Here is a 12,820-nt window from a genome sequence, read left to right on the forward strand (position 1 = left end):
ATGAGCACGCGAAACGAGCCGCTGATCGACCGGTTCGAGCAGTTGAACGCCGACCTCGTCGCGTTCGTCAGTGACCTGTCGACCGACGGCCTGTCCGCGCCGAGCGCGAACGGCGACGGATCGACGGTCGGTGACGAACTCGCGCACCTCGCCAAAGGTGCCCCGGAGGTTCTCGGCTGGCTGGTCCGCACGACCGACACCGGCGCTCCGGCGCCGCAGCACCTCCACTCCCACTCCCACCCGCACCCGCACCCGCACCCGCACCCGCACCCGCACCCGCACCCGCACGGGTCGGGCCAGCACGACAACGGCGCCGCCGACGGGGACCTGCTGGCCGGCATGCAGGAGTCCCTCGGCGGGGCTGTCGACGTGCTGCGGAAGCTGACCGACGAACAGTTGGACATCGTGCCCCCGGCCGCGCCGGGCATCACGGACGGCACCAGATCCCTCTACCAGATCGTCGACATGATGATCGACCACCAGGGCGAACACCTCGCGCACATGCGGTCGTCGGTGGCCGGCCGGACCGGGCAGGCGCCGGCATGAGCGACCTGGACGGGCTCCTGACGCACCTGCCCGCGGACCCCTACCCGCTGTACGACGTCCTCCGGAACAAGGGTCGGGTGCTCTGGCTCGACGGTGCGCAGCGGTGGCTGGTGACAGGTCACGAGGAAACGCTGGCGGTGCTCCGGCACCCGCGGATGTCCAGCGACCGGTCCCGGTGGGACGGATACCAGCCCGCGCCGGGGTACGACCGCAGCGCGGGCATGTTCACCATGGACCCACCAGGCCACACCCGGCTGCGCGGCCTGGTCCAGCGTGCCTTCACCGCCCGGGTCGTGGAAGGGCTGCGTCCCCGGATCCAGCAGCTCGTCACCGAGTTTCTGGACACCGCCGAGAAACGCGGGGAGATCGATCTCATCGCCGACTTCGCCGGGCCGTTGCCGGCGATCGTGCTCGCTGAACTGCTCGGCATCCCGTCCGAGGGACAGCACCGCTACCGCCGGTGGGCGACGACCATGATGGGGGCCATCGACCCGGTCTCGCACGCGACCACACCGGAACAGGCAGCCGCTGGGCAGCAGGCGGACGACGAGCTGACCGCGTACCTGGGCGAGATCATCGCGATGCGTCGCAGAGACCCTCGGCCAGATCTGATCTCGGCGCTGCTGGCCGCCGAGGAGTCCGGGCAGCGGCTGACCGGGATCGAGCTGCTGGAGATGTGCATCCTGCTGACCGTGGCGGGCCTCGAAACCAGCGTCAACCTGATCGGCAACGGGGTCGGCGCGTTGCTGGCACACCCGGCGCAGCTGGCCCGGCTGCGCGCCGAGCCGGGATTGCTGAACAGCGCGATCGAGGAGTTGCTGCGCTACGACGCACCCATCCAGCTCTCCGGACGCGTACCGGTGGAGGACATCGAGATCGACGGGCAGACCCTGCGCAAGGGACAGATGGTGGGGGTGGTGCTCGGCGCGGCGAACCGCGACGAGCGGGCGTTCACCGATCCGCACGAACTCGACCTGGGGCGGGCGCCGAACAACCACGTCGCCTTCGGCCGCGGCGTCCACTTCTGCCTGGGCGCGCCGCTGGCCCGGATCGAGGGCGCCACCGCCATCGGCGAGTTGGTCCGCCGGTTCCCCGAGCTACGTCCCGCCGGTGAGCCGCAGCGCCGGACCAACCCGCACGTGCGGGGCTTCACCAGCCTGCCGGTGGCGCTGAGATGACAATGACTCCGCCGACGCGGAACGGGAGGGAGGCGGTCGCGACCGAGCCCGACCGGCCGTCCGGCAACGCGTTCGACGTCGCGGCGGCGACCCCCGCCCTGCTGGCCCGTCTCGCCCGCGACGGTGTCCGGCTCCGCCTGTTGCCCGACGAGCGGTTGGAGGTGGTGGCGCCGGCCGGAGGGATGAGCACGGAGCTACGCGCCGAACTCGTCCGGCACAAGGCGGACCTCGTGCGCTGGCTGACCTCCGCCGGCGACATCGCCCGCGACGCCGAGGCGTTGCCTGTGATCGTGCCGGAACCTGACCGGCTCCACGAGCCCTTCACCCCGTCCGACCTGCAGATCTCCTTCCTGTTGGGTGGACGGGAGGAGCTGGAGTTCCACGTCCGGCCGCACCAGTACCTGGAGTTGGACTTCGCCGACCTCGACCCGGAGCGGTTCGAGGCCGCCCTCAACGCGGAACTGCGCCGCCAGCGCAAGAGCATCGTGGTGGTCGGCGACGACCTTGAGCTGCGTACCGTGCGCGATCCCGCGCCGCTGCGGGTGACCATCGAGGACAGCCGGCACCTCGATGAGGCGCACAGCGCTGAGGTCATCGCCCGGGTACGGGAGCAGATGCGCCGTGCCGAACTGCCACTGGACCGGTGGCCCTGGATGGACGTGCGGCTCACCCGCTACGGCAAGGACCGCGTCCGGCTGCACTACAACAACAACAACTTCTTCAGCGACGGTCCGGGAACGGGCCGGTTCCTGGAGTCCGTGCTACGCCGTTACCGCGATGCCGGGCTCGTCCTGCCCGAGCTGGAAATCGGATACCGCGACTGTGTGCTGGCGCTGGCCGAGCTGGAGCGGTCACCGCTGGGCGAGAGGTCCAGGACCTACTGGTGCGATCGGATGGCCGCCTGGCCGGACGCCCCGGCCGTTCCGCTGGTATCCGGGGTGGAGACGCGGACCAGGGCCCGGCTGAGCCGGCGGGAGTTCGTCATCGACACCGCCACCTGGGACGCGTTCAAGCAGCGGGCGAGTGCCCGCGGGCTGACCCCCACGAACGCGCTCTACGGCACGTACGCGGAAGTGGTCGCCCAGTGGTCCGGGTCGCGACACTTCCTGCTCAACAACATGGTCACCCACCGCCTACCGATGCATCCCCAGATTGGCGAGGTGGTCGGCAACTTCGCGTCCCTCTACCCGCTGGAGGTGGACTGGCGACACCGGGAGAGCTTCGCCCAGCGGGCGCTGCGCCTTCAGGAGCAGGTGATGTCCGACCTGGACCACGTCTACTGGAGCGGGGTCAAGGTCCTCCAGGCGCTGAATCAGGTCCGTCGTACCCCGGGTCGGGCGGTGTGCCCGTTCGTGGTCGGCAGTGGCCTGTTCATGGGTGAGCTGGACCGCCCCGTCGTCAGCCATCTGGAGACGCCCCAGGTGCTCCTCGACAACCAGTTCTGGCAGCAGGGCGACGGCTCCCTCTGGATCGTCTGGGACCTGATCGAGGAGATGTTCCCTGCCGGCCTCGTCGACGCCATGGCCGCGGCCCTGCGTACCGCGATCGAGCTGCTGGCGGGGAAGGACCAGGCGTGGGAACGGGAGCACCTGGACCTGCTCCCGGCGGCGCAGCGCGAGCGGCGTGATCGGGTGAACCACAGCGATTCGGTCGTCCCGGCGGGGCTGCTGCACGACGCCCTGACGGGTTGGGCCGCGGAGCGGCCGGACCACCCGGCCGTGGTCGGGCCCGATGGCACCGTCAGCTATCGCGGACTGGCCGAGCGGGCGACGGCCGTGGCGGGCCAGCTCGTCGAGTCCGGTGTCCGGGAAGGCGACATGGTGGCGGTCGTCATGACCAGGAGCGTCGCCCAGGTGGCAGCGGTGTACGGCGTCCTTGCCGCGGGTGGGAGCTACCTGCCGATCGACCCGGGGTGGCCGGCGGACCGCATCCGGTACCTGCTGGAACAGGCCGGGGTGCGGGCCGCGCTGACCGCCAGCGACGGACGGTCCGCCATCGCCGACCTCACTGACCGCCCGGTGATCGCGGCCGACCGGCCCCCAACCGCGACCGACTCCCCGGCTCCGCGCGTCGTCCGGCGAACCTCGACGGACACCGCGTACGTGATCTACACGTCGGGGTCCAGCGGCGCACCGAAGGGCGCGGTGCTGGACCATCGCGGGCCACTCAACACCGTCCTGGACGTCAACCGCCGGTTCGACGTCGATGCCGACGCCATCGTGTTCGGCGTCTCGTCGCTCTGCTTCGACCTTTCCGTCTACGACATCTTCGGCACCTGCGCCGCCGGGGGCACCCTGGTGCTGCCGCCAGGGTCGGGCACCGACCCGGCGGCGTGGGTCGAGCACGTGATCGCGCACGGCGTCACGGTATGGAACTCGGTACCGGCGATCATGCAGCTCTTCGTCGAGGCGGCGCTCTCCGCCGGGCGTACGCTGCCGCGGCTGCGAACGGTGCTGCTCAGTGGTGACTGGGTGCCGGTGTCCCTGCCCGACCAGATCCGCCAGGTCGCGCCGTCGGCGCGGGTGGTCAGCCTGGGCGGCGCGACCGAGGCGTCGATCTGGTCGATCCACCATCCGGTCGACGAGGTGGACCCGTCCTGGGCGAGCATTCCCTACGGTCGGCCGCTGAGCCACCAGCCCTGGCGGGTCGTCGACGCCTTCACTCGCGACCTTCCCGACTGGGTCACCGGTGAGCTCCTCGTCGGCGGCGTGGGTGTCGCCCGCGGTTATCTCGGCGACCCCGACCGTACCGCCGCCGCGTTCTGCACCGATCCCACGACCGGGATGCGGTATTACCGCACCGGCGACCTCGGGCGCTACCTGCCAAACGGGGAGATCGAGTTCCTCGGCCGCGCCGATCTGCAGGTCAAGATCCAGGGTTTCCGGGTCGAACCCGGAGAGGTCGAGCACGTGCTTGCCGCGCACTGTGAGGTCCGGCAGGCCGCTGTCATCGCACGGCGGGTCGGCTCGGCGCAGCAACTGGTCGCCTACGTGGTGGCAGAGCAGGGCTGCGCGCCGGAGCCGGCGGGCCTGCTCGCCCACCTGGCGGGACTGCTCCCCGGTTACCTGGTGCCGAGCGTCGTCACAGTGCTGGACGACCTGCCGCTGTCTGCGAACGGGAAGGTCGACCGCGCGGCACTGGCCGGCCTGGCCCCGCTGGCGGAAACGGCCCGCCGCCCGCACACCGGGCCGCGCACCGCCACCGAGGCGGCGCTGGCCCAGATCTGGTGCGGGCTGCTCGACCTGGAGTCGGTAAGCGTGCACGACGACTTCTTCGATCTTGGCGGGCAGTCCTTCGTCGCCCTCCGCGCGCTGAACCTGATCCGCCAGCGCCTGGGCGCGGTGGTGCCGCTCGGTGCGCTGCTGGAGCGGCGGACCGTGGCGGGGTTGGCGGAGTTCGTGGACGCCGGGCAGGTCGGCTGGTCCCCGTTGGTGCGGTTGCCCGGTCGGGACGTCGGCGAACCCTGGTTCCTGGTGCACCCTGCCGGCGGTGACGTGCTGTGCTACCGGGAGTTGGCCGAGCACCTCGACGGTCCGTGCCACGCCTTCCAGGCACCGGGGCCGGCCGTCGGACGAGCACCGCTGCGGGCGATCGACGCGTTCGTGGACTCCTACCTCGACGCCCTGGTGAAGATCCGACCGCACGGGCCGTACCGGCTCGGGGGTTGGTCCTCGGGCAGCGCCATCGCGCTGGAGTTGGCGCACCGCCTCGAGCAGCGGGGCGAGACGGTGGAACGGCTCGCGGTGATCGACGCGCCGGCGCCCGGCGTGCCGTTCGTGCCGGACGACGCCACGTTGCTCCTCTGGTTCGTCGAGGACCTGGGCCTGGGGTTCGACCCGGCCAGCGTCGACATCGAGGAGCGGCGCCGGTTGGCGGCCCTGCCGGCCGCCGAGCAACTCGACCGGGCGCTCGCCATCGCCCGGCAGAGGCTGGGCCGGGATCTCGGCGTCGGCCCGGCGGACCTCGCCGCCACCTGGGCGGTGTTCCGGGGGGTGGTGGTGGCCTGCCATGCCTACTCGGCGCCGGTGGTCTCCGCCGACCTGGTGCTGCTGCGGGCGGGGCGGGGACGAGTCAGCGAGTTCCCCGAGTACGGGGCGAGCCCGGCCGGTCACTGGGGCTGGGCAGCCCGGACGACCGGCCGGATAACCGAACAGGTGCTCGACGCCGACCACCGAGGCGTGCTCACCGGCCCGTACGTACGGGCGGTCGCCAACGCGCTCACCGCCCCCCGACCGGTCGACCGATGAAAGGAGGGGAATCAACCATGGAACAGGACCTGTTGGTCGAGTTGCACCGGCGGCGTATTCGGCTGCAACTGGTGGACGACCGGATCCAGGTGCAGGCGCCCCCGGGCGCACTCACCGCCGAGTTGCGCGAGCAGATCAGCGGTCGCCGCGACGAGCTGGTGTCGCTGCTGCGCGTGGCCGGCACCGCCGAGGAGCACATCCTGGTGCCCCGTCCGGAGGATCGGTACCTGCCCTTCCCGCTGACCGACATCCAGCACGCCTACTGGGTTGGGCACAACCGGGCGTTCGACCTCGGCGGTGTGGCCACCCACTTCTACTTCGAACTCGAACGCGAGGGCCTCGACGTGGCGCGGCTGGAGACCGCCCTCGCGACGGTGATCCGGCGACACGACATGTTGCGCGCGGTGATCGATTCCGACGGCACCCAGCGGGTGCTCAGTGACACGCCGGCCTACCGGATCCGCTTCGACGACTTCGCCTCGGCCTCCGCCGGGGCGTACGGGGCGCACGTCGCGGGGGTACGGGCCGAGATGGCGCACCAGGTCCTTCCACCGGATCGGTGGCCACTGTTCGAGATCCGCGCCTCGCGGCACGAATCGAGGGTGCGGCTGCACATCAGCCTCGACTTGCTGATCATGGACGCGTACAGCTTCGAGTTGTTCTTCCGGGACTGGCGCGCCTGCTACGAGAACCCGGACCAGGTGCCGCCGCCGCTGGCCATCAGCTACCGGGACCACGTCCTTGCCGAGCGGGCCGAGCGCGAGGGACCGCGCTACCGGGCAGCCGAGACGTACTGGCTGTCCCGGGTGGACGACCTTCCGCCCGCACCGGAGTTGCCGCTGCTGCGGCAACCGGCCCAACTGGACCGCACGGAGTTCACCCGGCGGCGGGCGGCCCTGTCCGCGGACCGGTGGCGCGCCATCAAGCAGCGTGCCCGTGAGCGCGGCGTGACGCCGTCCGCCGTCCTCCTGGCCGCCTTCGCCGACGTCCTGCGGCTCTGGTCCAAGCAGCCCGACTTCACCGTCAACGTGACCCTGTTCAACCGTCCGGAGACCCACCCGGACCTCGCGCAGGTCATCGGCGACTTCACCTCGCTCACCCTGCTGGAGGTCCAGGACACGTCCGACCTGCCGTTCGCCCATCGGGCCAGGGCCGTGCAGGACCAGCTCATGCGAGATCTGGAGCACCTGTCGTTCAGCGGCGTCCGGGTGTTGCGGGAACGGCTGCGGCGTAACGGCCCAGGTCCGGGCTCCTCGATGCCGGTGGTCTTCACCAGTGCGCTCGGGCTCAACGGCGAGTCGGACGCGCCGAACAACATGGCCTGGTTCGGTGCCTACACCTACGGCATCAGCCAGACCCCGCAGGTCTGGCTGGACCACCAGGTGACGGAGGAGGCGGGACAACTCGTCTACAACTGGGACGCGGTGGAGGCGCTCTTCCCTGCGGGCCTGCTCGACGACATGTTCGCCAGCTATGCGGCGTTGCTGGAGCGGCTGGCCGGACCGGACGGCGGCTGGGAAGACCCCGACCTCGCGCCCGCGCCACCCGACGCGCACCTCGCCGAGCGGCGCGTGGCCAACGAGACGGCCGGCCCGCTCTCCGACCGGACCCTGGTCGACCTCTTCGTGGCGCGGGCCCGGCAGGATCCGGAGCGGAACGCCGTGCTCTCGGACAACGGCTGCCTCACCTACGGCGCCCTGCTCCGGCGGACGGAGGAGCTGGCGTGGCGACTGGTGGCGCTCGACGCCACCCGGGACCAACCGGTCGCGGTGGTCCTGCCCCGGCACCCCGACCAGGTCTGCGCGGTCCTCGGCGTGGTCGCCGCCGGCGCGCCCTATCTGCCGGTGGACCCGCAGTGGCCCACCGCCCGCCGGGACCAGCTCATGAAGTCGGCCGGGGTGCGGGTCGTGGTGACGGACCGTCGGCACCGCGACGACCTCGACTGGCCCGAGGGAGTGACGGTCCTGGCGGTGGACGACCTCGGGCCCGGGTCCGCGCGGGCTGGCACGTTGCCTCCCGGACCGGCCGTCTCCGACCTGGCGTACGTCATCTTCACCTCCGGTTCGACGGGCACGCCGAAGGGCGTGATGATCGATCACCGGGGCGCGGTCAACACCGTCCTCGACATCAACGACCGGTTCTCCGTCACCGGGCGGGACCGGGTGCTCGCGGTGTCCGCCCTCAGTTTCGACCTGTCCGTCTACGACATCTTCGGACCACTGGCCGCCGGTGGCGCCGTGGTGGTGCTGACCGCCTCGGCGGCTCACGATCCCGTCCACTGGTCCGAGCTCGTGGCCCGGTTCCAGGTCACGGTCTGGAACTCGGTGCCGGCGTTGATGCGGCTCTGGCTCGAGTCGGAGGGCGCCGCCGCGGCCGGTCCGCTGCGGCTGGCGCTGTTGAGTGGCGACTGGATCCCGGTGGGCCTGCCCGACGCCGTACGAGCGCACTTCCCGCAGGCGCAGGTGGTCAGTCTGGGCGGCGCGACGGAGGCATCCATCTGGTCCGTCTGCTACCCGGTCGCGGCAGTGCCCGAGGACTGGGTACGGATCCCGTACGGCCGGCCCCTGCGCAATCAGAAACTGCACGTCTACGACCACCGGCTCGGTGAGCGGCCGATCTGGGCGGTGGGCGAGATCTTCATCGCCGGCGTCGGCCTCGCCCGCGGCTACCGGGACGACGCCGTTCGGACGGCGGAGCGCTTCATCACCCACCCGCGCACCGGTGAACTCCTCTACCGCACCGGCGACCTCGGGCGGTACCTGCCGGGCGGCGACATCGAGTTCCTCGGCCGGGAGGACTTCCAAGTAAAGATCAACGGATTCCGCATCGAGCTCGGCGAGGTGACGGCCGCCGTGGAGAAGCAGCCCGGGGTGGGCGAGGCACTGGTCCGCGTCGACACCAACCCGGCGACCGGGCGACGGCACCTGGTGGCGTACGTGGTGCCGACGGCGGGCGAGGCGCAGGTGGCTGGCGCGCTCGACCCGTACGGCTGGCAGCAGCTGCTGGATGGTGGACGGGATGCGCTGGCGAACGAGTCGGAGCTGCGCAAGACGGACCTGGTGGAGTTCGACGGGGTCTGGGCGTCCCTGACGTCGCTTTGTCTGCCCGTGGTTGCGCGCACCTTCGCCCAACTCGGGGCGTTCGACCGGGCCGGCGCGGAGGTGACGGCCGAGGAGATCGTGGCGGGCGGCGGCGTCCGGACCGAGCACCGGGGCCTGGTGTGCCACTGGCTTGAGGCGTTGGCCGGCGAGGGGCTGCTCGACCGAACGGGGTCCGACCGGTACCGCTGCCGGGAACCGTTCGACCTGGCCGCCCTGGACGCGACGGTTCGGGCGGGCTTCGCCGACCTCGCCGCCACCGGGCCCGGCCGCGTCCTCGCCGACTACCTGGCGGCCTGCGCCGAGCGGCAACTGGACCTGCTGCGGGGGCGGGTCAGCCCGCTGGAGCTGCTCATGCCGGAGGGCGGCTTCCACGTCACCGGGATGCTCTACGCCGACAACCCGGTCTCCCTGGTGCAGAACGCCGTCGTCGCCGCCGTGGTGGCGCGGGCCTGCGCCGCCGGGGCGACCCGCGTCCTGGAGGTCGGGGCCGGCACCGGGGCGACCACGGCGCACGTGCTTGCGGCGCTACCGGGGGAGGGCGTGCGGTACCGGTTCACGGATGTCTCGACGTTCTTCACCGAGCGTGCTCGGCGTGCGTTCGCCGACTACCCGTTCGTCGACTTCACCCCGTACGACGTGGACCGCGAGCCATCTGGTCAGGGCATCGCGCGGGGCTCGATGGACGTCGTCGTCGCGGCCAACGTGCTGCATGACGCGCGAGACCTCTCGTTGACGCTGCGTCACCTGCGGGGTGTGCTCTCACCCGGCGGCGTTCTGGTGCTGCTGGAAGGGACCGAGAACACCCTCCTGCAGACCATCACCGTCGGTTTCCTGGAGGGGTTCTCCCGACATGCCGGGCAGCGGGATCTTCCGCTGCTCACCGCTCCCGAGTGGCGGGAGGAGCTGACCGCGGCCGGCTTCGCCCAGGCGGCGGCCATCCCCGGCGACCGGCCGGTGACCGCGGCCCTGGCCCAGCACGTCCTGGTCGCGGTGGCGCCGCACGGTGGTGGCGTCGACGCGGCGAAGCTGCGCGCCGGGGTCGAGGAGCTGCTGCCCGACTACATGGTCCCGCACCACTACCTGCCCATCGACCACATCCCGCTGAGCGCCAACGGCAAGACCGACCTCGCCGCCCTGCCGGACCCCTGGAACGTGGTGGAGCCGACGACGGCGACGCCACCGCGTACCGGCACGGAGGCGACCTTGGTGGAGATCTGGCGGGACGTGCTCGGGCGGGCGGACTTCGGCGTGGAGGACAACTTCTTCGAGTTGGGCGGGGACTCGCTGCACGCGGTGCACATCCTCACCCGGGTGCGGGACGCCTTCGCCCTGCTGCCCGAGGCGGAGGCGGGCCTGCAGGTGTTGTTCGAGAACCCGACCGTGGCGGCGTTCGCGGCAGCCCTGGACGGGCGTTCGGTCCGATGACGACGATGGCCGTTCAGGAGTCGGAGTGGGACGACGTCGTGGTCGGCGCCGGCAGCGCCGGCGCGGTGCTCGCCGCCCGCCTCTCCGAGGACGCCGGGCGACGGGTCCTGCTGCTGGAGGCCGGCCCAGCGGGCCCCGTGGACCGGACCGGACACCCCGTGCTCAGCGGCGCCAACTGGGAGCACCCGGCCTGGCAGCGGGAGGCAGGGGGACGGCGGGTGCCCTACCCGCTGGGGCGCGGACTGGGCGGCTCGTCGACGGTCAACGGCGCCATGGCGTTCCGTGGGTCCGCCGCGGACTTCGACGGGTGGGCCGGCGCGGGTAATCCCGAGTGGAGCTGGGACCGGGTCGAGCCCTATTTCGCCCGCCTGCTCGCGGACGGGGGGCACGGGTACGGCCGGGTCCCGGCGGCGCGCCCGGCGCAGGAGCAGCTGAGCCCGGTGTCGTCGGCGTTCCTCCGGTCCTGCGCGGCACTGGGATTGCCCCGGGTCGAGAACCTCAACGCCGGTGACGAGCCGGGCGCGGGCGTGGTGCCGCGCAACCTTCGGGAAGGCCTGCGTGTTTCGGTGCTGGACAGTCACCTGCTGGCGGCCGGTGATCGACCGGGCCTGACCGTGCGGACCGAGAGCACTGTGGATCGGGTGCTGCTCGCCGACGGCCGGGCGGTGGGGGTGCGGGTCGTCTCCGACGGGCGCGCGCACCTGGTCGGCGCGCGGCGGGTGACGCTGTGTGCCGGTGCCGTGCACACCCCGGCCATCCTGCAGCGCTCCGGGATCGGCCCTCGTACGGTGCTTGACGAGTGCGGCATCGAGACCACTGTGGACAGTCCGGGCGTCGGGGCGAACCTCGCCGACCACCCGGCCGTCGCCCTCTGGGCCCGGCCCCGCCCCGGCGTGTGCCACGACGGTGGGGAGTGGCACGAGGTGATGGCCCGGGCGTCCACCACCGGTGGCTCGTGCGACGTCGCGCTGTTCCTGCTCGGCAACGTACCCGCCGAGGGGCTGCCGCTGGTGGGGCAGGCGCTCGGCGGCGGTCTGGCGGTCGGGGTGTCGACGATGCTGATGCGGCCGACGTCCCGTGGCTCGGTCCGGGTCGTCGGGCCGGACCCGCAGGCGCCCCCGGACATCCGGCTGGGCCTGGCGGCCCGGACCGAGGACGTCGATCGGCTGATGGCCGGGGTGCGGCTGGCGTGGGCGACGTTGACCGGCCCGGCGATGTCGCCGTTGGTGGACCGCGTCATCGCCTGGACCGATCGGATGGTCGGTGACGATGCGCTGCTGCGGCCGGCGGTGAAGACATTCGTGTCGCCGACCTGGCACCCGGTGGGCACGGCCCGGATGGGGCCGGCCGAGGACCGGACGGCGGTCGTCGACCAGTACTGCCGGGTGCACGGTGTGGGCGGGCTGCGGGTGGTTGACGCGTCGGTGATGCCCGCGGTACCCGGTGTCCCGCCGAACCTCATCTGCATCTGCCTCGCGGAACGGGTGGCCGTATGGATGGCGTGATCAACGCGGGGCGGACCCCGCGTCCGGAGCGGTGGGCCGTCCGCTGGCGGCCGGCCCCGCGCGCGGCGATGCGGCTGTTCTGCCTGCCGCACGCCGGCGGTGGCGCGGCCACCTTCCGGCGGTGGGCCCAACTGCTCGCCCCCGACATCGAGGTGGTGGCGATCCGCTTGCCGGGCCGGGAGTCGCGGCTCGCCGAGCGACCCTTTCAGCGCATCGATCAGCTCGTGCCAGCCCTGGTGCGAGACCTCGAACCGTGGCTCTACGAGCGGCACGCCTGGTTCGGTCACAGCATGGGCGCCGGGGTGGCCTTCGAGGTGTGCCGACTGATGCGCCGTCTCGACCTGCCGCCCGCGGAGCGTCTGATCGTCGCGGCGGCACCGGCGCCGCAGTTGCCGCGTCGCGAGCCGCCGGTCCACGATGCCCCGGTGGGTGACCTGCTCGGTCGCCTGCGGGAGCTGAATGGGACGTCGGTCGAGGTGCTCGACGAGCTGCCCCTGCTCATGCCGCTGATACCGATGCTCCGGGCCGACTTCGCGATCGCCGAGAACCACACCTACCGGCCGGAGCATCCGTTGCGCCTACCGATCTCGGTCTACGGAGGCACCGCGGACGAGTCGGTGAACGACGAGGAACTGGCTGCCTGGAGGCACCAGTCGAGCCTTGACACCTCGGTCCGGCTCTTCGATGGGGGCCACTTCTTCGTGCATGACGCCGACGGGGTGGTGCCGCACGCCATCGCCGCCGACCTGCTCCAACCGGATAGATCAGACCATAACGAGAACAATGGGGGAGTTCATGTCTCGTACCAGTGTTGACCG

At 71.9% G+C, this 12,820-nt stretch carries 6 protein-coding genes; all 6 read left to right on the plus strand.

The genetic code is table 11. From position 1 onward, the window contains the following. From ABZU25_RS17950 to ABZU25_RS17975, 6 genes are read left to right on the plus strand one after another with little or no spacing between them, the layout of a single operon-like run. Window positions 1-546, plus strand: coding sequence for a DinB family protein (locus tag ABZU25_RS17950; protein ID WP_355030455.1), 546 nt, complete (start codon window positions 1-3; stop codon window positions 544-546). After that, window positions 543-1,724 (plus strand): cytochrome P450, encoded by a 1,182-nt coding sequence (locus ABZU25_RS17955; protein ID WP_355030456.1) that lies wholly within the window; start codon window positions 543-545, stop codon window positions 1,722-1,724. Before ABZU25_RS17950 ends, ABZU25_RS17955 begins: the two co-directional genes overlap by 4 nt. Beyond that, window positions 1,721-5,971, plus strand: coding sequence for an amino acid adenylation domain-containing protein (locus ABZU25_RS17960; RefSeq protein ID WP_355030457.1), 4,251 nt, complete (start codon window positions 1,721-1,723; stop codon window positions 5,969-5,971). The genes ABZU25_RS17955 and ABZU25_RS17960 overlap by 4 nt, the downstream gene beginning before the upstream one ends. Window positions 5,972-5,988: 17 nt before the next feature. Next, entirely contained in the window at window positions 5,989-10,497 is a 4,509-nt protein-coding gene (locus tag ABZU25_RS17965) for an amino acid adenylation domain-containing protein (protein WP_355030458.1), read from the plus strand. A 5-nt stretch (window positions 10,498-10,502) separates the two neighbouring features. Continuing rightward, window positions 10,503-12,002 (plus strand): GMC family oxidoreductase, encoded by a 1,500-nt coding sequence (locus ABZU25_RS17970; protein ID WP_355030459.1) that lies wholly within the window; start codon window positions 10,503-10,505, stop codon window positions 12,000-12,002. Continuing rightward, the gene (locus ABZU25_RS17975) at window positions 11,990-12,817 is read left to right on the plus strand and encodes an alpha/beta fold hydrolase (RefSeq protein ID WP_355030460.1); all 828 of its coding nucleotides are present in this window, start codon (window positions 11,990-11,992) and stop codon (window positions 12,815-12,817) included. Before ABZU25_RS17970 ends, ABZU25_RS17975 begins: the two co-directional genes overlap by 13 nt. Window positions 12,818-12,820: the final 3 nt, after the last annotated feature.

It is taken from the genome of Micromonospora sp. NPDC005215, assembly GCF_040607915.1.
In the GTDB taxonomy this organism is placed as follows: domain Bacteria; phylum Actinomycetota; class Actinomycetes; order Mycobacteriales; family Micromonosporaceae; genus Micromonospora.

Excerpts from the sequence above, each read along its gene's own strand:
- ABZU25_RS17970 (WP_355030459.1), top strand. The coding sequence starts at position 10,503 with ATGGCCGTTCAGGAGTCGGAGTGGGACGACGTCGTGGTCGGCGCCGGC.
- ABZU25_RS17960 (WP_355030457.1), top strand. The coding sequence starts at position 1,721 with ATGACAATGACTCCGCCGACGCGGAACGGGAGGGAGGCGGTCGCGACC.
- ABZU25_RS17965 (WP_355030458.1), top strand. The coding sequence starts at position 5,989 with ATGGAACAGGACCTGTTGGTCGAGTTGCACCGGCGGCGTATTCGGCTG.
- ABZU25_RS17950 (WP_355030455.1), top strand. The coding sequence starts at position 1 with ATGAGCACGCGAAACGAGCCGCTGATCGACCGGTTCGAGCAGTTGAAC.
- ABZU25_RS17955 (WP_355030456.1), top strand. The coding sequence starts at position 543 with ATGAGCGACCTGGACGGGCTCCTGACGCACCTGCCCGCGGACCCCTAC.
- ABZU25_RS17975 (WP_355030460.1), top strand. The coding sequence starts at position 11,990 with ATGGATGGCGTGATCAACGCGGGGCGGACCCCGCGTCCGGAGCGGTGG.